This window comes from Thermosulfuriphilus sp., from assembly GCF_054026695.1.
Map to the genome: position 1 here is coordinate 68,665 of NZ_JBPMLP010000048.1, position 23,299 is coordinate 91,963.

Below are 23,299 nucleotides of genomic sequence, written 5' to 3' on the forward strand. Positions count from 1 at the left end.
TGGCAGGAGAAATTAGCACATCTGGTCTTGAGGCACCAGCCAAATAACCAAAAATTATATCCGGATGTCCAAAAAATACTTCTTGCCAAGGATCTTCTTAAGGACTACAGCTAGCATCCCCGAAAAGGAGACCCTATCTCCCAGGGCGGCTACCGCCTCGGCCTCCCCCAGGCTTACAACCAGGCCTTTATAGGCAAACTTTGGCTCAGGAGGCCAGTCTCCAGAGACAATCCTGGGCAGATTATCTCCCAGGAACTTGCCCTGTTGGACGGCAATCTGCCCCAGCATGGGAAGATTCGTACCGGCACAGTCTCCAATAACAAAGACATCCTCCTGCCCCCTGGCCCGAAGATACTCATCCACTAGGGCCCGTCCTCGTTGGTCCACCTCAAAGCCGCTTTCTTCCAACAATCGGTTAGCCCGGACTCCGGCAGCCCAGAGGAAGAGATCTCCAGGAATCTCCGTCCCGTCTTTGAGAATCAAACGGCCATCGGCAATAGCCTCCACGGCCACCCCGGTGTGGACCTTGACCCCCCGCTCCTCAAGGATCACTCGGGCCTTGTCCCGGGCTTCCCGGGGGAGTCCAGCGAGGAGGTCGCTGGCGGCCTCAACCAGATGGATCTCAAAGTCTAGTTTAAAACCAAGGTCTGTGGCAATCTCCCCGGCATACTCAACCCCGACAAAGCCTCCACCGCAGATGACTATCCGTTGTCCTTCTTGGAGGTAAAGATAACGTCTCAGGAGAAAGGCATCTGGCAATTCTCTCACAAAATGAACCCCTTGGGCTGGAAAACGGACATCAGGTTCCCAACCAAGGGAGATCACCAGGGCCTTATTCCAGGTAAGGGTGAGAAGATCGCGGCCATGGTCAAGGACGACTATCTTCCGGCCCTGAAGATCGATCTCCTTAACCTCCCCAACCAAGACCCTCTTAAGAAGAGGTTTAAGCCAAATGATGCCCTCTTCTTCACAGATGGATCCGGTAATCAGCTCAGGTAGAAGAGCAGCTAGGGTCTGATAGGGAAGACGATTTACCAGGAGAAAATCCTCCCCCTGACGCCCCAAGCGATAGGCCAAAGGGACTCCGGCGTAGCCTCCGCCGAGGATAAGATAGTCGGCCTTGATCATGAGTCTCCCCTCCTGGAAAGAGCCTTTATTATCTCCCGCATAAAGAAGGGAAGGTCCCCGGGCATCCTCGAAGTAATGATGTTCCTGTCGACAACTACGGGGCTGTCCTCGTAGAGGGCCCCGGCGGACCGAAGCTCCTCGGCCACAGTTTTGTAGGCGGTAGCCCTCCGGCCTTTGAGGAGGCCCGCAGAGATCAGAACCTGAGGTCCATGGCAGATGGCCGCTATGGGTTTGCCGGCTTCGGCAAAGCGGCGTACCAAATCAAGGACCTGGTTGTCCTCCCTTAGGGCTGCCGGGGCCTTGCCTCCGGGAATGAGAAGAAGCCGATAGCCATCTGGGGAGACCTCATCTACGGCCAGATTGGCTGAGATCCTATAGCCTCTTTTGCCAACAATCTCCCCCCATTCTAAAGAAGCAATATCCACCTGATAGCCGGCTTCGATAAGCCTGTACATAGGGCAAAGAAGTTCAGTGTCTTCAAAGTTATTGGCCGTAAGGATTAAAACCCTCATACTAAAGCCTCCTTAAACAAAGAACAGATAGGGGCACGCGCCATCAAGAAGCTAAGCCCCGGGAGAGGCCTGTCAAGTTAAGGATAGAAAGAGTAAAAAGTTTTTGCATAAAGAGGGGATATTAGCTTTAATATCTTGCGCTACTGAATCTGCTGGTTCCACCTGGGCACTCATTTCTCTTTTCATAGGCCCTGGTTCAGAATTTTCAAGGAGGTCTGAAATGTTTGTTCGCCCTTCAAAGCTTACTGATTCCGAAAAATCTCTCTTACTTCATCGACTCTGGGAGAAGGACCCTAGTCTCTGGAGTAGCGATGAAGAGGTCCAGAGGGCTATCGCCAATCGTCTGGGCTGGCTTGATCTCCCCCAGACCATGCCGGCCAAGATTGAGGAGATCCAGATGGTCTCCCAAGGGATTAAAGATGAATTCGAAGCCGTTTGTCTCCTAGGTATGGGGGGATCGAGTCTTTTCGCCCTCACCTTAAGTAAGATATTCGGTCCCGAGGCAGGCTATCCCTACTTCTTTGTCCTGGACACCACGGACCCCGAAGAGGTGGCCAAGATTGAAGAAGATTTTGATCTGACCCGGGTCCTCTTTGTTGTGGCCTCCAAGTCAGGCACCACCATTGAGGTAGTTAGCCTTTTTAAATATTTTTGGGCCAAACTTGAGGAGCTCAAAGAGCGTCCTGGAGAAAACTTTGTAGCCATCACTGACCCTGGCACCCCTTTGGCCCAAACGGCCCAGGAGAAGGGGTTCCGACACCTGTTTTTAGCCCCCCCTGATGTCGGAGGGCGTTTCTCGGCCCTTTCCTTCTTTGGGCTTGTTCCTGCAGGTCTGTTGGGACTTGATATAGAGAGGCTTCTCTCCAAGGCCCAAGAGATGGCTACCGTCTGTGGGCCGGAGGTGGCCTGGGAATATAACCCCGCGGCCAATCTGGCCGAGTACCTAGGGGAGAACTTTATCCTTGAACGTGACAAACTGACCATCCTCTCTGATCCCCTCATCCGGCCTTTCAGCCTCTGGATCGAACAACTCGTGGCCGAAAGCACTGGTAAGACCGGCATTGGCATTGTCCCCATTGTAGGAGAGGCCCCAGGGTCTCCTACCGTCTACGGTCCGGATCGCTTCTTTGTAAATATGGGGCTTGAGGGGCGCCGTGATGTCTACGGACGACTGCTCTCAGAGCTCAAACAAAACAGCTTCCCCTTGGTCAATCACTGGTGGGAAGATCGATATGAAATCGGAGCCGAATGCTTCCGCTGGGAGATGGCCACGGCCTTGGCCGGATATTTCCTGGATATCAACCCCTTTGATGAACCAGACGTCATCCGGGCCAAACGTAAAACCGCTGAGATCCTTAAGCTCTTTCAGAAAACCGGAGACTTTGGGGTAGAGTTCGGTCTTGATGAGCGCACCGGACATGCCTTTATTACCTCCCGGATCCTGGGAGACACGCCCAGTCTCAAGTTGGCAATAAGGAAGTTCTTCCTGAACCTCTCTCCCTGGTCCTATGTGGCCTTCTTGGCCTATCTTCCTTATGCTGCTGAGCTAGAGGAGTTCTTTACTGATCTTCGAACCATGGTCCGAACCAGACGCCAGTGTTCGACAATGTTCGGCTTTGGCCCCCGGTATCTCCACTCAAGCGGTCAACTCCACAAAGGAGGCCCTAGAACAGGCTCCTTCTTCATCTTTACCCGCCGAGGCCGGAAGGAAGAACAAAAGGTCCCAGGAGAGGCTTACACCCTCTGGGATCTCCAATTTGCTCAGGCCTATGGAGATTTCCAGGCCCTCTCAGACCTCGAACGCCAAGTCATTCACATCCACCTAGGAGAAGATTATCGTAAAGAACTGGAGGCCTTTGCCGAATTCCTCAAAGAAACCATTGAGCTTGCAGAATTCTAAGGGAGGGGCCATGGCCGTCCCCAAGGAGATTATTGAGCGAGTCAAGAGACTGCGAGAGGAGATCAACTACCACAACTACCGTTACTATGTCCTTGACTCCCCGGTAATCTCTGACGCCGAATACGATGCCCTGATGAGAGAGCTCCGGGAACTCGAAGAGAGGTATCCTGAACTCATCACCCCGGATTCCCCTACCCAAAGGGTGGGCTTTACCCCGGCGGAGGAATTCCGTCAGGTGCCTCATTCTACTCCTATGCTCTCCCTGGATGATGCCTTTGACGAAGAAGAAGTCCTGGAGTTTGACCGTAGGATCAAACGTTTTCTTAATTTCCCAGAAGATGAGGAGATCGAGTACACCTGTGAACCCAAAATAGACGGTCTGGCAGTAGATCTAGTCTATGAAAACGGCCTTTTTACGGTGGGCTCAACCAGGGGGGATGGCTATGTGGGCGAAGACGTGACCAACAATCTCAAGACCATCAAGTCCATACCTTTAAGGCTTCTTGGCCTCGATAATGTTCCTATCCCTCGGAGGATCGACGTCCGAGGGGAAGTCTACATGGACAAGGAAAGGTTCAAGGAGCTCAACGAAGAGCGACTCCGTCGTGGAGAAAGCCCTTTTGCCAATCCCCGTAATGCCGCCGCCGGATCCCTGCGTCAGCTTGATCCGAACGTCACCGCCAAGCGCCCCCTTGACATCTTTTGCTATGGAATCGGTTTGGTGGAGGGCTACACTTTCAAGAGCCAGTGGGAGATCCTGACCACCCTTCCCAAGTGGGGTTTTCGGGTCAACCCGCACGTCCGATTGGTGCGAGGGATCAGGGCCGCCATTGAGTATCACCGAGAGATGGAGGCCCTAAGGGATAAACTTCCTTATGAGATCGATGGAGTGGTCGTCAAGGTCAATGACCTTAAACTTCAGGAAAAGCTAGGCACTAAGGCCCGAAGCCCGAGGTGGGCCCTGGCCTTTAAGTTTGAACCCACCCAGGCCACTACCCAGGTGCTCGACATAGTCGTCAGCGTGGGACGTACTGGAGCAGTAACCCCTGTGGCCGTCCTCAAACCTGTCAAGGTAGGTGGGGTGATAGTTTCCCGAGCCACCCTCCACAACGAGGATGAAATTCGCCGCAAAGACGTCCGCATCGGCGATTGGGTCTTGGTCCAGCGGGCCGGAGAAGTCATCCCGGAGATTGTCAGTGTCATCAAGGAACGGCGTACTGGTAAGGAACGCCCCTTTGAGATGCCCAGACACTGCCCTATCTGTGGCTCAAAATTGGTTCGCAGACCTGGAGAGGCCATCTGGCGTTGTCCTAACAAGAACTGCTATGCCCAACTGGTACGTTCGATCATCCATTTTGCCAGCAAAGGGGCCATGGACATCGAAGGTCTAGGACAAAAAGTGGCCAAACTCCTGGTAGATATGGGCCTTGTGCGAGACATAGCCGATCTTTACCAGCTCAGGCTAGAAGATCTGGAACAACTCCCGGGATTCGCCCGCAAGAAGGCCAAAAACCTTATCCGGGCCCTGGAAAAAAGCAAGGAGACAACCCTTGCCCGTTTCATCTACGCCCTAGGCATCCGGCATGTCGGTGAGGTAACCGCTCAGATTCTGGCCGAACGTTTTCGTGACTTAGAGTCCCTGATGAACGCCAGCCTCGAAGAGCTCCTCTCCATTGAGGGCATAGGCCCTGAGGTGGCGACCTCCATCGTTGAATACTTTCAGGACGAACACAACCGGAAGCGTATTCAACGGCTCTTAGAGGCCGGAATTCGCTTCAAAGACATCCAGGAAGAAAGGCCCGAAAAACCCCTCTCTGGCCTCTCCTTTGTCTTCACCGGGGCCCTCTCCTCAATGAGCAGACAAGAGGCCAAACGCCGCATCCAGGAGCTTGGTGGCCGGGTGGCCTCTTCGGTCTCCCGTCAGGTAGATTATGTCGTCGTAGGGGAAAACCCTGGTTCAAAATACGAACGGGCCCGCCGCCTGGGTCTAAGGATTATAAATGAGGAGGAGTTTCTAAAACTTATCGGCTTGGCCTAATCACCCTCCTTCATAAAGCTAGGATAGGGTGTGGCCCAGGATTCGTCATCGAAATAAAGCTCCTTAAGATCCTCAGGAGGGTCAAACTCCGGTATCTTCAAGGGAGCCACAGCCTCCATCCGGACAAAGGCCGACTTATACCAGTCACAGTCAGGCATAGGAAGCTCAAGCTGGCGCATAATCTCATAGGTCTCGTAGAATTCTTCCCACTGATTCTCCCGTTCAGGATAGATGGCAAAGTCCCTGAGAATATCAGTGATGACCATTCCGGCCTTGAGAACAAAGGTCTCCAGTCGATGCCACTTCTTAAGGCTTGCTTCTCGATGAGTAAATCCCATATACCCTGCCGCCCCCGGCCCTTTCAAAGTCTCAAGACAGCGGCCCACAAAGAGAAAAAGGCCTTTATTGGTCTCCACCGGATCGGTGACAAAGGTATCATAGGCCCCTTTTTCTTCATCAGGAAGGCTCTCAAGGACATTGTATTCCCTAACGGCGATATTCTTAAGCCCTCGCCTACTGGCAAACTCTCGGATGAAACCTGTCAAACGTTCATCTACCTCAACTACGGTCACCCTTCTGGCCATTCCGGTAAGGCCAATGGCCACCGAAAGTAGATCGTCATCTCCGAGGATGAAGATCTCTTGATCCTCGATATCTCCTCGCTCATACATATAGGCTAGTCTAGCCACTGTATCCTGAGGACGGACAAATCCCTGATCAAAATCACTTACCGGAAGAGGACGGTCTTTGGTTTCCTCCAGAAAGTGCTCCAAAAGTTCTTGGAAATAACCCCGCAGTTCTACCCCGGTTCCACAACGCCGGCAGATGACCTCCCTTCGAGGCTGATAGGCGACCTCGGCTTTTAGACAAAAAAGACCATCCTGGTAAGAGATCTGCCCTTCGTCAAGCAAGTCCTTTAAGGCCTCGATGAACTCTACCAGATGGGCATCCTGAAGATTGACCAGCTGCCAGAAGCTCAGCGGGCAGGCCTTGAGGGCTCGAAGGATCTGATATCTGGTACGCATAATAATCTCCTTTGAAGGCTTTCAGGTTTGGAAGGGATAACAGAAGAGGCCAAGTCTTTCAATCTTTTGTCCGGCCGAAGAGGGTCTCTTCTATAACTTCGCAGATAAGATGGATCCAAAAAATATGGGCCTCCTGGATGCGGGGTGTCCTACCTAGGCCCACAGGGATGGTGATCTCGGCCACCTCAGCCAACTTTCCGCCCCCAGGGCCGGTAAGGGCCGCCGTCTTAAGACCCCTTTGCCGGGCCGTCAGAAGCCCTAAATAGACGTTTTCAGACTGACCACTGGTGCTGATCCCCAAAGCGATATCCCCAGGACGCCCCAGGGCCTCAACCTGACGGGAAAATACCCGAGAGAAATGATAATCGTTACTGATAGAGCTTAGAACAGAGGTATCCGTTGTCAGGGCTATAGCTGGAAGGGGAGCCCGATCAAAACCGAACCGGTTAACCAGCTCAGCGGCCAGATGTTGGGCATCGGCCGCACTTCCCCCATTTCCGAAGACCAGAAGTTTTCCTCCCCTGGGGAAGGCCTCCAGACACCAGCGACAGAAGGTCTCTGTGGGGCCTAAGGCCCCTTCAATCAGGGAGGCCTTGGCGGCAATGCTGGCCTCAAGGGCCTTTTGAGCCCGCTCTTTGAGAAGAAGGGCTGATTTCATCGGATTCGCCTCCGCAGGACCTCCCTAAGGGCTCTACCTAGGGCGTCTATCTCCCGGTAGGCTACTGTAAGAGGGGGAAGAAGCCTTAAGACCTTCTCCCCAGCAGGAGCTGTGAGGATATTTTGAGAAAAAAGTTCTTCAACCAGCTCCTTGGCTGGAAAGCCAAGCTCAATCCCCCAGATGAGTCCCCTTCCCCGAATCTCTTTAATGAGAGAAGGAAAATCTCTGGCCAGGGCCTCAAGGGTCCGCGACAGTTGGGCCCCTTTAAGCCTTACCTCTTCCAGAAAGTCTGGAGCGAGGATGGCCTCCAGTACAGCTCTAGCCCCGGCGCAGGCCACAGGATTGCCCCCAAAGGTGGAGGCATGGGTCCCGGGTTCAAGGGCTGCCAGAACCTCCCGACGGCCCAAAAGGGCTCCTATAGGGAGCCCCCCACCCAGAGCCTTGGCCAAGGTGAGGAGATCAGGTTCCACCCCCAGGCCTTGATAGGCAAAAAGGTACCCTGTCCGCCCAAGACCGACCTGGATTTCATCAAAGATGAGAACCAGATCGTGTTCGTTGCAGAGTTCCCGCACTCCAGTGAGATACTCCGGAGAAAGGGGCTTGACCCCTCCTTCTCCCTGGATAGGTTCAACAATTACCGCACAGGTAGCCGGACCAATAGCCCGAGCCAGGGCCTCAAGATCCTCTGGAGGCACGTGTTTCACCCCGGGGACTAACGGTTCAAAGCCTTCCCAGTATTTGCTCTGCCCAGTAAGGGAAAGAGCCCCCATGGTCCGGCCATGAAAGGATCCCCAGAGGGCAATGACTTCGTACCTATCTGGGCCATATTTCTTGTAGCTATAACGGCGAGCACACTTAAAGGCCGCCTCCACCGCCTCGGCCCCGCTGTTGGCAAAAAAGACCCCATCAGCAAAGGAGTGTTCACAGAGGATCTGGGCCACTTCGGTCTGGGGACCTGTCCAATAGAGGTTTGAGGTATGGAGGAGGCGGTCGGCCTGCTCCTTTATGGCCCTTACTACCTGATCCGGACAGTGTCCCAGAACGCAGACCGCAATACCGGAGATAAAGTCAAGGTACTCCCGTCCCTCCTCGTCCCAGAGGCGCGTCCCCTTGCCTCGGACGAAGGCTACCGGGAAACGCTGATAGGTCCTGGCCACATAGATCTCCCCTCGGTCAACAATTATCCCCACAAAAGCCCCCTGCGGCCTACTTAAGCCCTAGGACGTCGTGCATGTCATATACTCCATTGGGACGACCAACCACCCATTTGGCCGCTCGGACAGCCCCCCGGGCAAAGGTATCCCGGCTTGAAGCCCGGTGGGTAAGCTCCATCCTTTCGCCTGTACCGGCAAAGAAAACGGTGTGTTCTCCAACGATCTCTCCGGCCCGGATAGTCTGGATCCCTATTTCTTTCTTGGACCTCTCGCCGATGATTCCCTCTCGACAAAAACGAAAGGCCGAATCATCCCAGCCTAGTGTTTTGGCGACAACATTGCCAAGGGCTATGGCTGTCCCGCTGGGGGCGTCTTTTTTCATCCGGTGGTGGGCTTCGAGAATTTCGATGTCAAAATCTTCTCCCAGGACCCGGGTGACCATCTCCACTAGTTTATAAAGAAGATTGATCCCCAGGCTCATGTTATAGGCTTGAACCAGGGGAAAATGTTCTCGGGCCAGCCCGTGAACCTCGGCCAGCTCTTCCTTCTTAAAGCCTGTCGTCCCAATGACCATGGCCTTGCCGTATCTGGCATTGATCCGAGCATGGGCCAGAGAGGCTTCATGAAAGGTAAAGTCAATGATTACATCACCCTGATCAATGACTTTCTCTAGAGAATCCTCCACTACTAGGCCCATCCTGGGAAGTCCAACCACCTCACCAATATCTTTACCCACAGCCGGAGAATCCGGATGTTCAAAGGCCCCGGCCAGCTCAATGCCTTCAGTATTAACGATATTGTGAATGATCCGGCCGCCCATCCGCCCGGCAGCTCCGGCAACAATGGCCTTTACCATGGCCGACCTCCTTGCATCTGAGGATAAGAAGCCTTCTTGTAGTTTTCCGGAATACTGAAAAAATCCCGAGAAAGCTTCTTCTTCTCCGCCCTGATGACTTCCATTACCAACTCTCCCTGAGAAGTACGCTCCTTTAAAGGATAACCCAACTCTTCATACTTGTCGGCCTCAATGGTGGGGAGGGCATCATCAGACCAGTTCTCAGGTACAGAGGCTTTGGTTATCTCGGCAAGCTTCCTCAAGTTACAAACCCGAGCCATCTCCACCGCCAACCACTTCGAGGCCCAGATCTCGCTTACCGGCTCTCCATTTTTATAGATAATGAATTTTTCTGCCCGCCATCCGGCCACTTTGCCCTTCTGACCGGTCTTTTTATAGACCACTTCTGGGGCCACGGGCGGGGCTTCTTCCTGGGCTTGATCGTCCTTACCTCCGAAGAGACTACCAAACTTTTTGCCTATGGCCCCCAAGGTCTTCTCCACCTTGTTTAAACGTTTCTCCATGGCCTCAAGGTTTTTCCGGCTCTCTTCTACAGAGATGGCATAATAGGTCTTCTCCGCAGGGATCACTGTGTAAAACATCTGCCCTTCAGCATCCATGATAGTATAGTTATCCTCAGTGCCCATACGAAAAAGAGAACCTTCACAGGCAAAGAGGAATCTTTCTCCCTGAGCAGTGCGAGACTCTATAATCATCCCTGCAGAAGCCACCGTCGTCCACAACAACAAGAGTAGAAAAAAGAATATTTTCTTCATCTTCTCCCCCTAGATATTTGATTTTTTAAATAAGTTTGTATCCTGCCAGAAGTTCTTTGAGCTTTTCGAGATTGGTCTCGCTCATCGGGGCCAAGGGAAGCCTCACCTCAGGAGAGGGCAGTTTGCCCATCAGATGGAGGGCCGCCTTGGCCGGCACAGGATTAGTCTCTATAAAAAGCCCTACAAAAAGGGAAAAATATTTGTGATGGAGACGTCGCGCCTTGTCCCAATCCCCTTTAAGACAGTAGTTCATCATCTGGGCCATCTCCTTGGGAATAACGTTGGAGGCCACGGAAATTACCCCCCGCCCCCCCAAGGCCATGGTAGGAAAGGCTGTTGGATCGTCTCCCGAGAGAACAATAAACCGAGGACCGCAGAGTTGAATGATCTTTGAGACCTGTTTGAGATCGCCAGAGGCCTCTTTGATGCCGACGATGTTTTTGATCTTGGCCAGCCGGGCTACGGTCTCCGGTAGGAGATTGACACTTGTTCTCCCAGGAACGTTGTAAAGGATGATGGGAATCTTGATGGCCTCGGCCACGGTCTTGTAGTGTTGATAGAGGCCCTCTTGGGTGGGCTTGTTGTAATAGGGGGTGACCATAAGGACGCCGTCGGCCCCGGCCGCCTCAGCAAACTTGGCCAGGTCCAAGGATTCGGCAGTGTTGTTAGAGCCAGCCCCAGCAATCACTGGCACCCTCCCGGCCACCTGATCAATACAGATTTCAATGACTCGTTTGTGCTCATCATGGGAGAGGGTGGCTGACTCGCCAGTGGTCCCCACGGGGACGATCCCGTGAGTGCCGCTTTTGATATGCCATTCGATGAGCTGCCGGTAGGTTTCTTCGTCTATCTGCCCCTCTTTAAAGGGAGTAACAATGGCCACAATGGCCCCTTCAAAGGCCTTGTTTGCTCCTTTCTTTTTGGCACATCCCTTAGTTTTTGACTTACACGCTCTGGCCATCTTCTTCCTCCTTCCTTAACTGATACTTGGCTCCTCAAAGGCCTCGGGAAAAAGCTCCCCTTGATAGATGAATCTGGCTATGCCCTCAAGGAATACTTCTTTTGGCCCGTGGGCATCAAGAGAAAAATGAACCTTAAGCCTTTCCCCACCCCTGGTAACCACCTCTACTGGTGAGGCTAGAGCCCCCTTGGCCGCAAAGACCAAGGCAGCGGCACAGGCCCCGGTACCACAGGCCAAAGTCTCAGCCTCAACCCCGCGTTCATATGTGCGAATCAACAGCTGTTTTTTGTCCCGGGCCACGAAGTTGACGTTGGTGCCCGCCGGGGCAAAACGGGAGTGGAAGCGAATCTGTCTTCCAATCTCTTCAACCGGAACCTGATCGATATTGACGACCTCTATGACTACGTGGGGTACCCCGGTGTTGATGAAACTCAAGGAAAGGCGTTTCCCATCCTCAAGGCTAAGGGCCTCATCGAGGATGAGGCCCTGTGGCCGGGGCATCTCCAGTTTGACCCAGGCCCCAGAGACCTCGGCCCGAACAAGGCCGGCTCCGGTCTCAAAGACCATGGTTGCCGGAGCAATACCAGAAATATAGGCAAAACGAGCCGCACAGCGGCCGCCATTGCCACACATCTCGGCCTCGCTCCCATCGGCATTGAGGAATCGCCAGGAAAAATGGGCCTCAGGGGATCTGGCCGCCTCAATAAGGATGAGCCCGTCGGCCCCCACGGAGAAGCCTCGCCGACAAAGACTTCGGGCCAATTCTTGGGCCGCCTGAGGATGAATGCGACCGTCAAGGTTGACGATGAGAATAAAGTCGTTACCACTGCCAGAGAGTTTGGCAAACCTAAGCACGGCTTCCCTCCCAAGGGATTACCTCTCCACGGACAAGATCATCATAGGTCTCCCGGACCCGAACCAAATAGAACTTATCCTCCTTAACGATCACCTCGGCCGGCCGAGGGCGAGAATTATAGTTGGAAGACATGACAAAACCGTAGGCCCCGGCACTCATTACCGCCAAGAGCTCTCCGGGTCTCACTGCTGGGAGAAGCCTTTCTTTGGCCAAAAAGTCCCCAGACTCACAGATCGGCCCCACTACATCCACCACAGCTGAAGGTCTCTCCTGCCTCCGGACAGGGATAATCTCGTGGTAGGATCCATAAAGAGAGGGTCGGGCCAGATCATTCATGCCGGCATCAACAATAACAAAATTTTTGGCCCCGGTATCTTTGGTGTAAAGAACACGGGTAACCAAGATCCCCGCATTGCCGACAATGACCCGCCCAGGCTCAAGGATCAAGGTATAGGGCAAGCCTTTGAGCTCACTTACCAAGGCCTGCCCGTAGTAAGTGGGATGGGGTGGGGTCTCATCTCGATAAGGAATCCCAAGACCACCACCGAGGTCAAGATAACGGATCTCAAGACCTTCGGCCTCAAGGCGACGGACAAACTCTTTGAGCCTCCTGAGGGCATCTATAAAAGGGCTGAGCTCAGTAATCTGTGAGCCAATATGACAGTCGACACCTATGGGTTCAAGCCCCGGGGCCTCCTTGGCCAAACGATAACCCTCAAGGGCCTGATCCAGGGGCAGACCAAACTTGTTCTCCTTAAGGCCCGTAGAGATATAGGGATGAGTCTGGGGATCGACGTCTGGATTGACCCTCAGGGCCACCTGGGCCACCTTACCCATAGCCTCAGCCAGCCGACCAATAAGCTCAAGCTCCTGCAGAGATTCCACGTTGAACATGAGGATACCGGCTTCAAGGGCGGCCTGGATTTCGGCCTCGGTTTTACCTACCCCAGAGTAGACGATCTTTTGGGCCGGGATCCCGGCCTTTAAGGCCCGGTAAAGCTCTCCCCCGGAGACAATATCGGCCCCTGAACCAAGACGGGCCAGATGAGACAAAAGGGCCAGATTGGAGTTGGCCTTAACCGAATAGCAGACCAGATGTTTCACCGAGGAAAAGGCCTGATCAAAGGCCCGATAGTGGCGTTCCAGGGTAGCCAGAGAGTAGATATAACAAGGGGTGCCGACGGCCTCGATGATCTCTCTCACCGGAACACTCTCACAGTAGAGTTCTTGGCGGGGATACCAGAAGTGATGCATAGCCAACACCTCTCCTCTATTTGATCTCCACCTCGGCTGGAGCCGAGGGAAGGCTTTCATTGGCAAAGGGGGATTCATCTACAGCCGTTACCTGATAAAAATAGATCCCAGGGCCGGGGACCGTCTTATCTATGTACTCCGGTCGGGCCACAAGGCCTTGGTGCACCGGAACAAAGGCCCCTCCGGGGCGGGCCCGATATACCCGATAGCCAGCCACATCTGGCTCAGGAGACTCTCTCCAACGCAACCAGACCCCACCAGGCACGGAAACGGCCACTAAACCCTCTGGAGGCGACGGCGGGGTTAGGTCCTGGGGGATAGCGCACTTAACGATACTTGGGGCCCCTTCGATCCAGGTACCCTCAAACTGGATAAGAGCAGCCACTTGATAGCAGTAGGTCTGACCGTTTTCCAGCTGGCTGTCAAAGAAGGCCGTCTCTTTTACCAAAACCGGAAGAGGTCTCAAGGCCCGGGGGGCCGGACCACGCCAAAGTCGATATCGAAGAGGCATATCGATAGGCTTTCCATCAAGATAGTTCAAAGGTGGTTGCCAGAAGAGATAGACCTTCCGGTCCCAGGCCTCGACAGCAAAATGCCTGGGGGACTGAGGAGGACTGTGCCAGGAGAAGGACACAGGGGCCGAATAGGCCCCCAGGGACCGAAATCCCCTCACTGCTCGGACTCGATAAAGATAGCGGCTCCCCGAGCGAAGTTTCCGATCTTCGTAGCTTACATAGGGCTTCTGCCCCAGGTCTTTGTCTGCAGGGACGAATATCTTGAAACTTCTGGTAAGCTCTTTGTCTAAGAGCTCTTCAGTCTTCAGGATCTCAAAGCCCTTAAGATGACCAATCGGAGTCCCCGCCAGGGTTCGGCGAGGGGCTTTCCAACGGAGGCGTACCCCCTCAAGGAAAAGCTCATAGCGCAGTTTGGTAACCGGCCTTGGAGCTACCTCCTCAGGGGCAAGGGGTGGTGTCTTGCGGCCGCACCCCCAGAGGGGCAAAAGGATCACCACCAGAATCAGTCCCAGAAGCCTAGCCATCTTCTGTTAGCCTGTCTCTGGCCTCAGCAAGGGCCTCCCTGACCCTCTCCGGAGCAGTTCCCCCAAATGAACGCTTGGCCTTAAGCGAACCCTCAATGGAGAGCCTCTCCAGAACGTCTTCAGTGATAAGTTCCGAGAAGCGGCGCAACTCCTCAAGGCTAAGATCCCAGAGTCTGAGCCCCCTTTGGACGGCATAAGCAACGATTTTACCGGCTACAGCGTGGGCCTCTCGAAAGGCTAGTCCCTTTTCCACCAGATAGTCGGCCAGATCAGTGGCCGTAAGAAAGCCCTCTTCACAGACTTCCCGCATCCGTTGGCCCCGAGGGCGGAGGTGGATGATGATCTCGACCATAATACTCACCGAGGCCTTGACCGTATCTATAGCCTCAAAAAGGGGCTCTTTGTCCTCCTGCATATCTCGGTTGTAGGCCAGGGGCAGGGCCTTCATGGTAGTTAAAAGGGCCATCAGGTGGCCAAAGATCCGCCCAGATTTGCCTCGGATGAGCTCTGGAACATCGGGATTTTTCTTCTGAGGCATAATAGAGCTTCCGGTACAGTAGGCATCTGGCAGATCAACAAAGGCAAACTCTGAGGTCATCCAGAGGATGAGTTCCTCGCTCAGGCGAGAAAGATGGACCATTATCAAGGAAGCCGCTGCCAAAAATTCAATGATAAAATCCCGATCGGAGACAGCATCAAGGCTGTTGGTGCAAGGACCGGCAAAGCCAAGTTCACGGGCCACAAAATGGCGGTCTATCGGGAAGCCCGTGCCGGCCAGGGCCGCTGCTCCTAAAGGACAATAATTAAGGCGTCTCCGGCAGTCTCGAAGGCGGCCGCGATCCCGGTCGAACATCTCAAAGTAGGCCAGCAGATGATGAGCCCAGAGGATGGGTTGGGCATGTTGAAGATGGGTAAAACCGGGCATGACCACCTCGAAGTGCTCTTCGGCCTTAACCACCAAGGCTTCCTGAAGACCTTTGAGGCGTTCAAGAAGGTCGTCTATTTCGGAGCGAAGATAAAGACGAACATCTGTGGCCACCTGATCATTGCGAGACCGGGCTGTATGAAGTTTGGCCCCAGCCGGGCCGATCATCTCCGTAAGGGCAGCCTCAATATTCATGTGGACGTCTTCCAGATCTGGCCTCCAAGGAAAGCGGCCGGCTTCGATCTCCTGCCAGATCTTATCCAGCCCCTGGATAATCCTCTGGGCCTCATCCTGGCTGATGATCCCCTGACGGGCCAGCATTAGAGCGTGGGCTTTGCTTCCCAAGATATCCCAATAGGCCAACCGCCGGTCAAAATGGACCGAAACGGTAAACTCCTCTACTGATCGGGCGGTCTTCTCCTGAAAGCGGCCTCCCCAAGGTTTCTTCTCAGCCATAAGCTCCCCCTAAACCCTCCCCAGAAGCTCTTTAAGCTTGGCCTCTTTGTCCTTTTGCTTCATAAGGCTCTCCCCGATAAGGGCGGCATCTACCCCGGCGGCCTCCAAACGGAGAATATCTTCCCGTCCTCTGAGGCCACTTTCGCTGACTACCACCACCCCAGGGGGGATAAGGGGTCTTAGACGGAAAGTGGTTTCAATGTCCACCTCAAAAGTGCTCAGGTTGCGATTATTTATCCCGATAATCTCTGCTCCCACCGAGAGGGCCACCTCCAGCTCTTCCTCATTATGGACCTCAACCAAGGCCTCAAGTCCCAAGGAGCGAGAATAGGAAAGAAGCCGGCTGAGGTTCTCCGGAGTGAGGGCCGCCACGATAAGAAGAATGGCATCGGCCCCCATATACCTAGCCTCCTCAATCTGGATCCGGTCAACAATGAAATCCTTTCGAAGCACCGGAAGAGATACCGCTGATTTGATCTCAGAAAGGTAGGAAATATCTCCCTGGAAAAACCTCCGATCCGTAAGGACGGAGATGGCCGCCGCCCCTCCGGCCTCGTATTTTTGAGCAAACTGCCGGGGTTCAAAGTCTTTGGCAATAAGCCCCTTGGAGGGGGAGGCCTTTTTGAGCTCGGCGATGATGGCTACCCCAGGGGCTTTGAGGGCCGTCTTGAAGGGACGAATCTCCGGAAGGGCCAAAGGCTTTTTGAGCCCTCGGGCCTTTAAGGCTGCTATCTCCTCCATTTTATGGGCCAGAATTTCGGCCAAAATGGTCATCCAGAACCTCCTGGCCGAGGGATATTAACCCAGGATGAAAAAGAGAGCAAAAACAGAGTTTGCCTTTTGGACCCATGCTTTGCTAAAAGTTTATATTAAATGGTTTGAAATGGTAACAAATCATTGAATTTGGGGTTTCCATGTCAGCCCTGTTAGGCAAAAGGATCCTTCTTAAGCTTGACTTTCGCCAGCCCGATGCCTTTCTTGGCCTCATGGTTGAGGGGCTTAACCGGAGAGAGTTTTTCGTAGCCACAGACAATCTCCTGCCCCCAGGCACCAAGGTAACCTTGGAGCTCCTTCTCCCCCTGGACTTTCCTCCCTTGAAGGTCAAGGGCCAAGTGGAATGGCACACCAAGCTCCCCTACGTCCGCAAAAGACGCCCGGGAATAGGCATTCGCCTGGAGCCCCTAAGCCCTATAGATCTCGAACTTCTGGAGACCATCAGCCGAAGACTCAGAAAAGAGGATATTTCCTGAAGACCTCAAGAAGTCCTTCAAGGCTGGGATAGACATCCTCTTCCCGATGGGGCTCCAGGGTAAGAAGAGGGCGAATTCCTTTAGCCTGAAGATAGGCAAAAAGTCCCTCGAAATCGATCTCCCCGGCCCCAATGGGGAGATGATCATCCCAGGAGCCGGTATTGTCATGAAGGTGAAGCTGCCCCAAATAAGGACAGAGGTTATCCAGCCAGTCCATAAGATCTGATTTGCTGAAGGCTTTCTGGTGGCCAGCATCAAAGCAGAATCCCAGATACTGAGAGGAAATCTCTGAGAAGAGATGGCGATGAAGATCGGGGCCAGGTTCAAAGACGTTCTCTACCATTAAGGGGACGCCATAGGCCTCGGCCAGCAAAGCCAGTTTGGAGAAGGCTTCGGTGGCCCTCTTGAGCCATTCCTTCTCCTGACCTCGATACCACTGAGGGACAAAACCGGTATGGCAGACCACAGATTGGGCTTCAAAGAGTTCGGCCACCCGAAAGGCCAGGGACAGGCGACGTTGGGCCACCTTCCTTACCTCTGGATCAAATGCGGCCGGAAGGACCTCAAGAAAGGGGGCGTGGATAGTGGTTTTAAGACCCTCGGCCTTGATGATTCGGGCTATCTTCTGAAAACTCGGCCAACGAAAGCCGAAGCTAGTTCCATCATCAAGACCTATTTCGGGATTTATGCGGTGTTCGAGGATTAGGGGAAGATACTTTTCGTAGAGAAGGGGAAAGGGAACACAGATAAAGACTGAGGCTTTAAGGCTATCAAGATCCATCGAAGACCTCCTTATAGATGGTGAGCAAAGCCTCAAGGAGAAACTCCCCCTGGTAACGTCCAGCCTCTTGGGGAATATCCAGCCAGAAGGCCTTAGGACCAGAGATCTTTTCCCTGGGCCAGGTGTTATCAAAGAGGATCACATCGACAATGTCCCCAGAAAAATGAGACCAGATCTCGTAAAGAAGACGAGGCCCCAGGCCTAGACGTTCTGGATCCCTGGGGCTCCCAGGGACAAGGACTACCGGGACACAACTAGAGGAAAGAGCCTCCTTGAGACCAGAGACCAGAAAACAGGCCACCAGACTGGTAAAAAAACTCCCTGGGCCAATGACAATAAGATCGGCCTCAGACAAAAACCTTGCTGCCTGGGGGCAAAGCGGTGGCTCGATCCGCTCCCCCAAAGGACCAACCAGGAAGATCTCTTCCAGAGAGGCAAGGCAGATCTTGGTCAGCCGATCCTGACCAACGATCAGCCCCTGGCCGGGAAGCCTGACGACAAGGTCCCCCAGCTCTTCGGTGACTAGAGAAAAGGCTGCCGGAGTACGTAGGAGCCCGGCCAAAAGGGCCCCTGAGGCTCTAAGGCTACCAAACAGATAGACCCCTCCTACCAGGGCCAAGTTGCCCATACAGGACCCGGCCAGGGGGAAACCACGGGCCCGGGTCTCAAAGGCCGAAAACAGACCTCGCACAATCTCAAATTCACCGCCCTGGAAGGAAAGAATCTGCTCGAGCAGACCTTGGTACATTTCCTGGGCCTGGATGGAATCGGATGGCAGACGCCGATCTAAAAGATCAACCAAAGGCCACACCCCGGGGAATTCACGATCAGCCAAGGCCAGCAGGCGATTCCGCAGATCTCCGGGCGGGGCCACACCTAGATAGCGCCTAAGAGAGCCACTTGAACCCCCAGAATCAAAGGCGGTGATCAAATGGTAGGAATAAAGCCTCCGTCTTACCAAGGCCGGTCCCAAAGAGGCGATCCCGCTGCCCCCACCAATAAAGGCCAGTCGCGGTCTAGGACACCTCAAGCTCTCCTCCTGATAGCCAAGGCCAGATAAGTTTCTGCCTCTTGGAAAATGAGCCTTTTGACCCAAAGGGCCTTTAAAAAAGGGAGCAGTCTGTCTTCGGCTAGACCAGAAGATTCGATGATTTCCTTAAGATGGCGCGGAGTCTCCAAAAAGAGATAGATCTGACGAGAGGCTCCTTTCAGTCGATGATGTCGCACGGCCCCGTTCGGCAGGACCTGACGGATAAGGAGAAAGTTACCCCCGTCGCGATAGGAAAGAAGTGGGCCTTCTCCTTTGAGGCGACGGTGGGCCTCGGCCCAGGCCTTGGTTTTTTCAAGTACTGGACGCCAGAGCCTTTTTTGTTCAACAACACCCCCACTGTAGCCCCAAGCAGGCAGGACCAAATTTTTAAGAAGTGAACGAGGGAAGAGATAGCGATAATAAGGATGGGGATAGAGGCGCTTGAGACCATATTGACCGGGGTCCCGGAAGACCGGGGAACCATAGCCCAACCAGAAGGAGACCGCCTTTAGGGGACGATAGGGGAAGACGTAGTCAAGGGCCAGAAGGGTCTCGGCTACCTCCTCGGGGCTCGAGGAAGGGAAACCAGTGATCAGGTTACCATGGAGGATGAGACCAGCCTCCTGGGCAGACTTCATTATAGCCACGTTGTCCATGGCGGTAGTTCCTTTGCCCAGACGCCTAAGAAGGGAGCTGCTTAAGGCCTCAATGCCCACCTGGATCTCAACTAGCCCCCCACGGTGCATCTCTTCAAGCTCCCCTGCTCTGTGGTGGGCTCGTAGTTCACAGAAGATTCGGTAATCCCGACCATCGGCAGCCAAGGCCTTAAAGAAGGCCCTGGTTTTGGCCGGGGGGAGGACATTGTCCATGAGGGCAAAATCAAGGAGCCCCAAACCCTGGGCATAGGCCCGAAGCTCGGCTGCCATCCGTTCTGGACTCTTGACCCGATAACCCCGCCACTGAAGGTTGAGATTGCAAAACCGGCACTTTCCCCACCAGCATCCCCGAGAAAATTCCAGGGGAATTACTGGAAAAAATCTCTTTTCAGCCGGAAGGAGGGCCAGATCTTGGAAATAGTCGGAAAAGTCAGGAGGTGGCAACTGCTCAAGATCATCCACCTGGAGCATCCCCCCTCCCCAGATCTCTCCCTTTTTCCGGAAGAAGACCCCCTCTGGAATCTCTCCCCGCCGGCCGGCCAGAAATTCGGCCAGCAGGGCAAGGGGGAGCTCACCCTCGCCGCTTATAACGTAATCTATAAAAGGAAAGGCCTTAAGAAGAGAAACTCCCATCTTCCCGGCACAACTTGAGCCTCCAAAGAGGATCGGAATCTGCGGCCAACGTTCTTTGAGCCTTCGAGCTGCATAGAGGCTGGCCGTAAGCTGATTAAGGCAGACGGAAAAGCCCACCAGAAGGACCCCTTTAGGAGAAAAAGCCTCCAGGAAACCTTCCACAGTTCTTTTAAAGGCTGAGACTAAAGAAGGAAAGATATCCTTGGGAAGGCCCCGGGCGGGAGCCTTTTTCCGAAACAGGGCCTCGGCCCTAGGGGCCATCTCTTCAAAGAGGGCAGCTGCTCCCACAGGCTCAGAGAGCCAGGTCGTCTGGGAGATGGAATAGTAAACCTCAGGACCGATGGCCTCCAGGAGCCGAAGATAAAGATGATGGGCCCGGACAGGCCAGCCGGCCTCTTTCAGAAAGGCCTTAAGGGTTGCCAGCTGGATGGAAGGGCGATTGAAAAGGGGCCAAGGCATAGAGACCAACACCAACCCCGGCCATTGTCCTGCTCCCGGCATAAAACCTCAAAAAAATTAAGGGCTCAAAGGAGTCCCCTGAGGGGGGCCACTGGCCGTTCCCCTAGTGGTTGGAGCCACTAAGGGAAAGGCCAGAAGATAACTCTCTCCCTCTTGGGTAAGGGGGTTGCCCTTTACCACCACGCAGTAGAGTTCCTTGCCCCAGATGGCAATCCCCTGGATGGGGGCCTCAAGGCGCCCGGTCAGAGGGATGAGCTCATAACCGGTGGCCGTATAGATCAGGCAGATCACCTCCCCGGATTCGTAAGAGGGAAGGTTGGGCAGAATATCTCGGTGACTGGAGACATTGCGGACCAAGATGACCTCCTGGCGTCCGTCTCCATTTAGATCCCGCACCAAGGGCTCGACCTCGGCAGAGATGGTCTGTTTATAGAAGGCCTTTTTCATTGAAGAACTGGCCGCTACCGTATAGATGGAGCCTCCGACCTTGGTATTAGAGGTCCAGACCTTGCGCCCTCTTTCGTAGATCCGGAGCTTATGCCCCAAATCCATAAAACAGGCCTCTCTGACCCTGTTGCCGTTAATATCGGCAAAGGCCGCCAAAAGGACTCTAAAGCCCCCGGGGACCTTTTCCGTCTCTAGATAAGAGATTTTGTCCCAGCCGGGCTTAAGGCGATAGACTGTAGGGCCAAAAAGGCTTTCTCGATCGTAGGCCTGCCCTAAAAGGGTCTCTTTAAGCCCATCACCGTTGAGATCAAAAAAGGCCAAAAAGAAGTTTATATCCGAGACCGCAGTCTCCAGACGGCCCTCCCTGAAGCGCAGAAGCTTAGACCTCATGGCCTCACCTGGAACGTAGACATTAAGGGCTATCCAGCCGTCGGGCCCCAAGGAAAAGTTGACCATCTTGCCAAAGCCCGTGTGCTTGTAAGTAGCCAATATCCGCCCTCCAAACTGAGAGACAAAGAGCCCATTAGGGGTCATGTAGACGACTTCCGGACGACCGTCATTATCAATATCACCCATCTCGAAATCGACAATTACCGCCGGTATCTTGGCCACCCGGCGGAACTGAGGAGCAGCAGGCATCTGATAGCGAAGGGTGGAGTAAGGATAAGGCCCTGAGGGAGGCGCCTGGGGAGCAGGTGGGGCAGAGACCCGGGGGGCCGGAGGAGGAGCAGGGGTCTGTCTTCCAAGCGGCCAAGTATAAGCATTGAGGAGCTCTAGAGCCTGATTATAGACCCTTAGACCGTTGGTGTCGGCCACCAAAACAAGATCGATATCCTCACGTGAAAGAAAAGATGGATTTAAATCTCGCCAGGAAACCCCCGGAAGATTTACAAATTCGGCCTCCGAAAGGGCCGCCCGAAGAGAGGGCAAGACCTGTTGGGCAGAACCTGGGGGATCTTCAAGAAGGAGAACCCTGATATCCGCAAAGCGGACAGCCGGTTGCCCCACCTTAGGCTCACCCTTCTTCTCCAGGATTCGCAAGACCGAAAAGGTCTCTTCTACCCTGATGGCCTCAGCCTTAGCCAGGGGTTCTTTGAGCCGGCCGATCTCCCGTTTGGTCACCGGATGGATGATCTTCTGACCTTCCTGATAGATAGTAAAGAGGTCTCCCCGTCTAACACCGTCTTTCTCTCCTTTGTCTATAAGGACCGTGTCCTTCTCCACGTTAATTACCAAGGCCGAGAGGGGAGAGAAGTTTTGGGCCAAGCCTTCCAACCCCTCAGCCCAAACAAAACCAGAAAGGACAAAAACTATCAGCAAAGATAAGAAAATCCTGCGCATCGGGAAACCTCGCTTAACTAAAGACTTAAGTTTCTTTTTTTAACAGAAAGCCCCTTTCCTTCAAAGGGCTTTAAATGCTTAAGCCCGATTCTTACTGTCCCGGAGAGAAAAACATCTAAATAGTGATCAAGCTAATCCCTGAGGCTTAAACTTTTTCTCTAGACAGACGATTCCCTTATATATCCCTTATCAGGGTCTAAAATTTTCGAAAAATTCAATTATTAAGGAGGAAATGATGGTGGAGACGGCCACAGCCACCGAGGCCCAAGGATTTGCCGAAAAGATCAGACTCCAGCACGAGGCCCTCATGGCTGCCTGGGTCGCCTTCCTCAAGATCCAGAAGGAGAAAAAGGTCCCCTACCCGGCCATATACCAGAGGAGTTTCTCTGAGGCTTTAAGACTCGAGAAGAAGAATAATGCCCTTCTGGAGATCCTTTCTGAGAGTCGTTCTATAATGGAGGGTCTTCTCGGTGAACTCCAGGCCTCAAAGGAGGAGTTCAGCCCCCTTAAAACCTATTTTTCCCGGATGCAAGAACACATCAGCCGGATAAAGACCCTAGAGGAGGAACTCTCCTTTCTGAGAGAAAGCTATCTCCGGGACCATCTGACCAAGCTCTGGAATGAGCGGGCCTTGGAGAAGTTTTATCTAGAGGTAATCCGGCCTCACATCTTCCAGGAAGACTATGTCTTTATTTATTTTGATCTCAACAAGTTCAAGGCCGTAAACGACTCCCTCGGGCATCAAGCCGGGGATGAAGTCCTTAGGGCCTTTGCCCGCTACCTAAAGAGCCAGTTTAAAACCCGAGATTTTGTCTGCCGCCTCCATGGAGACGAATTCGTGGTGGTGGCCACCGGAGTAACCTTGGAAAAAACCATTCCCTTCCTGAAATATCTTGCCGGACAGACACTGAGTCTCTCCTACAAGGGAATCCCGATCTCTCTTTCTTTTACCTTGGGGGCAACCAACGTCATCGCCAGCGACTCCCTGGCAACCATCCTTGAGCGGGCCGATGGGGCCATGTACCACCACAAACACCGAGGCCAACTCAAGTGGGTGAGAGTCTAAAGTAAGGAGGTAAAAGATGGTGGGCGGTGCAGGATTTGAACCTGCGACTTCCACCGTGTGAGGATGGCACTCTACCACTGAGTTAACCGCCCAAAGCTTTAAAATTTATACCCCACCAC

21 protein-coding genes and 1 tRNA gene are annotated in these 23,299 nt (G+C 53.7%); 4 read left to right on the forward strand and 18 right to left on the reverse strand.

The features are described 5' to 3' along the window. Nucleotides 1-54 precede the first annotated feature (54 nt). Both ACXJJX_RS08490 and ACXJJX_RS08495 read right to left on the reverse strand, forming a co-directional pair. A complete protein-coding gene (locus tag ACXJJX_RS08490; RefSeq protein WP_456434164.1) occupies nt 55-1,128 on the reverse strand; it encodes an NAD(P)/FAD-dependent oxidoreductase in 1,074 nt (357 codons plus the stop codon). After that, the gene (locus ACXJJX_RS08495) at nt 1,125-1,640 is read right to left on the reverse strand and encodes a type 1 glutamine amidotransferase domain-containing protein (protein WP_456434165.1); all 516 of its coding nucleotides are present in this window, start codon (nt 1,638-1,640) and stop codon (nt 1,125-1,127) included. The genes ACXJJX_RS08490 and ACXJJX_RS08495 overlap by 4 nt, the downstream gene beginning before the upstream one ends. Before the next feature lie 220 nt (nt 1,641-1,860). Here ACXJJX_RS08495 and ACXJJX_RS08500 point away from each other — a divergent pair, with 220 nt between their 5' ends. Together ACXJJX_RS08500 and ligA are read left to right on the forward strand one after the other, a co-directional pair. Beyond that, nucleotides 1,861-3,540: a phosphoglucose isomerase-related protein gene (locus tag ACXJJX_RS08500; RefSeq protein ID WP_456434166.1), complete on the forward strand. Its 1,680-nt coding sequence runs from the start codon at nt 1,861-1,863 to the stop codon at nt 3,538-3,540. Nucleotides 3,541-3,550: 10 nt separating this feature from the next. Continuing rightward, on the forward strand, nt 3,551-5,578 hold the full coding sequence (gene ligA / locus ACXJJX_RS08505) for an NAD-dependent DNA ligase LigA (protein ID WP_456434167.1): 2,028 nt from the start codon (nt 3,551-3,553) through the stop codon (nt 5,576-5,578). On the opposite strand, the gene ACXJJX_RS08510 is transcribed toward ligA, so the two are convergent. The 11 genes from ACXJJX_RS08510 to trpC are packed head-to-tail and all read right to left on the reverse strand — an operon-like array spanning nt 5,575 to nt 16,291. Next, nucleotides 5,575-6,603 (reverse strand): bis-aminopropyl spermidine synthase family protein, encoded by a 1,029-nt coding sequence (locus ACXJJX_RS08510; RefSeq protein WP_456434168.1) that lies wholly within the window; start codon nt 6,601-6,603, stop codon nt 5,575-5,577. The two genes, ligA and ACXJJX_RS08510, sit on opposite strands and share 4 nt — an antisense overlap. 58 nt (nt 6,604-6,661) lie before the next feature. Then, nucleotides 6,662-7,261 (reverse strand): D-sedoheptulose-7-phosphate isomerase, encoded by a 600-nt coding sequence (locus ACXJJX_RS08515; protein WP_456434169.1) that lies wholly within the window; start codon nt 7,259-7,261, stop codon nt 6,662-6,664. Next, entirely contained in the window at nt 7,258-8,451 is a 1,194-nt protein-coding gene (locus ACXJJX_RS08520; protein ID WP_456434170.1) for an aspartate aminotransferase family protein, read from the reverse strand. Before ACXJJX_RS08520 ends, ACXJJX_RS08515 begins: the two co-directional genes overlap by 4 nt. Nucleotides 8,452-8,467: 16 nt before the next feature. Further along, nucleotides 8,468-9,271 carry a 4-hydroxy-tetrahydrodipicolinate reductase gene (gene dapB / locus ACXJJX_RS08525; RefSeq protein ID WP_456434171.1) on the reverse strand — a complete coding sequence of 268 codons (804 nt, stop codon included), beginning with the start codon at nt 9,269-9,271 and terminating at the stop codon, nt 8,468-8,470. Then, complete coding sequence (locus ACXJJX_RS08530; RefSeq protein ID WP_456434172.1) at nt 9,265-10,026, reverse strand: DUF4412 domain-containing protein; 762 nt, start codon at nt 10,024-10,026, stop codon at nt 9,265-9,267. The genes dapB and ACXJJX_RS08530 overlap by 7 nt, the downstream gene beginning before the upstream one ends. Before the next feature lie 25 nt (nt 10,027-10,051). Beyond that, complete coding sequence (gene dapA / locus ACXJJX_RS08535; protein ID WP_456434173.1) at nt 10,052-10,987, reverse strand: 4-hydroxy-tetrahydrodipicolinate synthase; 936 nt, start codon at nt 10,985-10,987, stop codon at nt 10,052-10,054. 15 nt (nt 10,988-11,002) lie between these two features. Then, the gene (dapF, locus tag ACXJJX_RS08540; protein ID WP_456434174.1) at nt 11,003-11,842 is read right to left on the reverse strand and encodes a diaminopimelate epimerase; all 840 of its coding nucleotides are present in this window, start codon (nt 11,840-11,842) and stop codon (nt 11,003-11,005) included. Next, a complete protein-coding gene (gene lysA / locus ACXJJX_RS08545; RefSeq protein WP_456434175.1) occupies nt 11,835-13,097 on the reverse strand; it encodes a diaminopimelate decarboxylase in 1,263 nt (420 codons plus the stop codon). Before lysA ends, dapF begins: the two co-directional genes overlap by 8 nt. A gap of 16 nt (nt 13,098-13,113) precedes the next feature. Further along, a complete protein-coding gene (locus ACXJJX_RS08550) occupies nt 13,114-14,136 on the reverse strand; it encodes a fibronectin type III domain-containing protein (RefSeq protein ID WP_456434176.1) in 1,023 nt (340 codons plus the stop codon). Next, nucleotides 14,129-15,517, reverse strand: coding sequence for an argininosuccinate lyase (argH, locus tag ACXJJX_RS08555; protein ID WP_456434177.1), 1,389 nt, complete (start codon nt 15,515-15,517; stop codon nt 14,129-14,131). Before argH ends, ACXJJX_RS08550 begins: the two co-directional genes overlap by 8 nt. Before the next feature lie 9 nt (nt 15,518-15,526). Next, nucleotides 15,527-16,291, reverse strand: a complete 765-nt coding sequence (trpC, locus tag ACXJJX_RS08560) for an indole-3-glycerol phosphate synthase TrpC (protein WP_456434178.1) — start codon at nt 16,289-16,291, stop codon at nt 15,527-15,529. A gap of 140 nt (nt 16,292-16,431) precedes the next feature. Between trpC and ACXJJX_RS08565 the strand changes: the two genes are divergently transcribed. Continuing rightward, nucleotides 16,432-16,767 carry a hypothetical protein gene (locus ACXJJX_RS08565; protein WP_456434179.1) on the forward strand — a complete coding sequence of 112 codons (336 nt, stop codon included), beginning with the start codon at nt 16,432-16,434 and terminating at the stop codon, nt 16,765-16,767. Here ACXJJX_RS08565 and ACXJJX_RS08570 read toward each other — a convergent pair. From ACXJJX_RS08570 to ACXJJX_RS08585, 4 genes are read right to left on the reverse strand one after another with little or no spacing between them, the layout of a single operon-like run. After that, the gene (locus tag ACXJJX_RS08570; RefSeq protein WP_456434180.1) at nt 16,745-17,548 is read right to left on the reverse strand and encodes a sugar phosphate isomerase/epimerase family protein; all 804 of its coding nucleotides are present in this window, start codon (nt 17,546-17,548) and stop codon (nt 16,745-16,747) included. The genes ACXJJX_RS08565 and ACXJJX_RS08570 overlap by 23 nt on opposite strands. Then, the gene (locus ACXJJX_RS08575; protein WP_456434181.1) at nt 17,538-18,578 is read right to left on the reverse strand and encodes a 2-phospho-L-lactate transferase CofD family protein; all 1,041 of its coding nucleotides are present in this window, start codon (nt 18,576-18,578) and stop codon (nt 17,538-17,540) included. The genes ACXJJX_RS08570 and ACXJJX_RS08575 overlap by 11 nt, the downstream gene beginning before the upstream one ends. Further along, complete coding sequence (locus ACXJJX_RS08580) at nt 18,575-20,368, reverse strand: RiPP maturation radical SAM C-methyltransferase (protein WP_456434182.1); 1,794 nt, start codon at nt 20,366-20,368, stop codon at nt 18,575-18,577. Before ACXJJX_RS08580 ends, ACXJJX_RS08575 begins: the two co-directional genes overlap by 4 nt. Before the next feature lie 15 nt (nt 20,369-20,383). After that, nucleotides 20,384-22,114, reverse strand: a complete 1,731-nt coding sequence (locus ACXJJX_RS08585) for a hypothetical protein (RefSeq protein WP_456434183.1) — start codon at nt 22,112-22,114, stop codon at nt 20,384-20,386. A gap of 232 nt (nt 22,115-22,346) precedes the next feature. Here ACXJJX_RS08585 and ACXJJX_RS08590 point away from each other — a divergent pair, with 232 nt between their 5' ends. Next, nucleotides 22,347-23,180 (forward strand): GGDEF domain-containing protein, encoded by an 834-nt coding sequence (locus ACXJJX_RS08590; RefSeq protein ID WP_456434184.1) that lies wholly within the window; start codon nt 22,347-22,349, stop codon nt 23,178-23,180. A 17-nt stretch (nt 23,181-23,197) separates the two neighbouring features. On the opposite strand, the gene ACXJJX_RS08595 is transcribed toward ACXJJX_RS08590, so the two are convergent. Next, nucleotides 23,198-23,272: transfer RNA gene (locus ACXJJX_RS08595), tRNA-Val, on the reverse strand. Between the last annotated feature and the right edge of the window lie 27 nt (nt 23,273-23,299).

What these genes read in the sequence shown, in the direction of transcription:
- ACXJJX_RS08565 (WP_456434179.1), top strand. Translation starts at nt 16,432, where the DNA reads ATGTCAGCCCTGTTAGGCAAAAGGATCCTTCTTAAGCTTGACTTTCGC.
- trpC (WP_456434178.1), bottom strand. Translation starts at nt 16,291, where the DNA reads ATGACCATTTTGGCCGAAATTCTGGCCCATAAAATGGAGGAGATAGCA.
- argH (WP_456434177.1), bottom strand. Translation starts at nt 15,517, where the DNA reads ATGGCTGAGAAGAAACCTTGGGGAGGCCGCTTTCAGGAGAAGACCGCC.
- ACXJJX_RS08500 (WP_456434166.1), top strand. Translation starts at nt 1,861, where the DNA reads ATGTTTGTTCGCCCTTCAAAGCTTACTGATTCCGAAAAATCTCTCTTA.
- ACXJJX_RS08530 (WP_456434172.1), bottom strand. Translation starts at nt 10,026, where the DNA reads ATGAAGAAAATATTCTTTTTTCTACTCTTGTTGTTGTGGACGACGGTG.
- ligA (WP_456434167.1), top strand. Translation starts at nt 3,551, where the DNA reads ATGGCCGTCCCCAAGGAGATTATTGAGCGAGTCAAGAGACTGCGAGAG.
- ACXJJX_RS08590 (WP_456434184.1), top strand. Translation starts at nt 22,347, where the DNA reads ATGATGGTGGAGACGGCCACAGCCACCGAGGCCCAAGGATTTGCCGAA.
- dapB (WP_456434171.1), bottom strand. Translation starts at nt 9,271, where the DNA reads ATGGTAAAGGCCATTGTTGCCGGAGCTGCCGGGCGGATGGGCGGCCGG.
- ACXJJX_RS08570 (WP_456434180.1), bottom strand. Translation starts at nt 17,548, where the DNA reads ATGGATCTTGATAGCCTTAAAGCCTCAGTCTTTATCTGTGTTCCCTTT.
- ACXJJX_RS08580 (WP_456434182.1), bottom strand. Translation starts at nt 20,368, where the DNA reads ATGCCGGGAGCAGGACAATGGCCGGGGTTGGTGTTGGTCTCTATGCCT.
- ACXJJX_RS08585 (WP_456434183.1), bottom strand. Translation starts at nt 22,114, where the DNA reads ATGCGCAGGATTTTCTTATCTTTGCTGATAGTTTTTGTCCTTTCTGGT.
- lysA (WP_456434175.1), bottom strand. Translation starts at nt 13,097, where the DNA reads ATGCATCACTTCTGGTATCCCCGCCAAGAACTCTACTGTGAGAGTGTT.
- ACXJJX_RS08550 (WP_456434176.1), bottom strand. Translation starts at nt 14,136, where the DNA reads ATGGCTAGGCTTCTGGGACTGATTCTGGTGGTGATCCTTTTGCCCCTC.
- dapA (WP_456434173.1), bottom strand. Translation starts at nt 10,987, where the DNA reads ATGGCCAGAGCGTGTAAGTCAAAAACTAAGGGATGTGCCAAAAAGAAA.
- ACXJJX_RS08515 (WP_456434169.1), bottom strand. Translation starts at nt 7,261, where the DNA reads ATGAAATCAGCCCTTCTTCTCAAAGAGCGGGCTCAAAAGGCCCTTGAG.
- ACXJJX_RS08490 (WP_456434164.1), bottom strand. Translation starts at nt 1,128, where the DNA reads ATGATCAAGGCCGACTATCTTATCCTCGGCGGAGGCTACGCCGGAGTC.
- ACXJJX_RS08495 (WP_456434165.1), bottom strand. Translation starts at nt 1,640, where the DNA reads ATGAGGGTTTTAATCCTTACGGCCAATAACTTTGAAGACACTGAACTT.
- ACXJJX_RS08510 (WP_456434168.1), bottom strand. Translation starts at nt 6,603, where the DNA reads ATGCGTACCAGATATCAGATCCTTCGAGCCCTCAAGGCCTGCCCGCTG.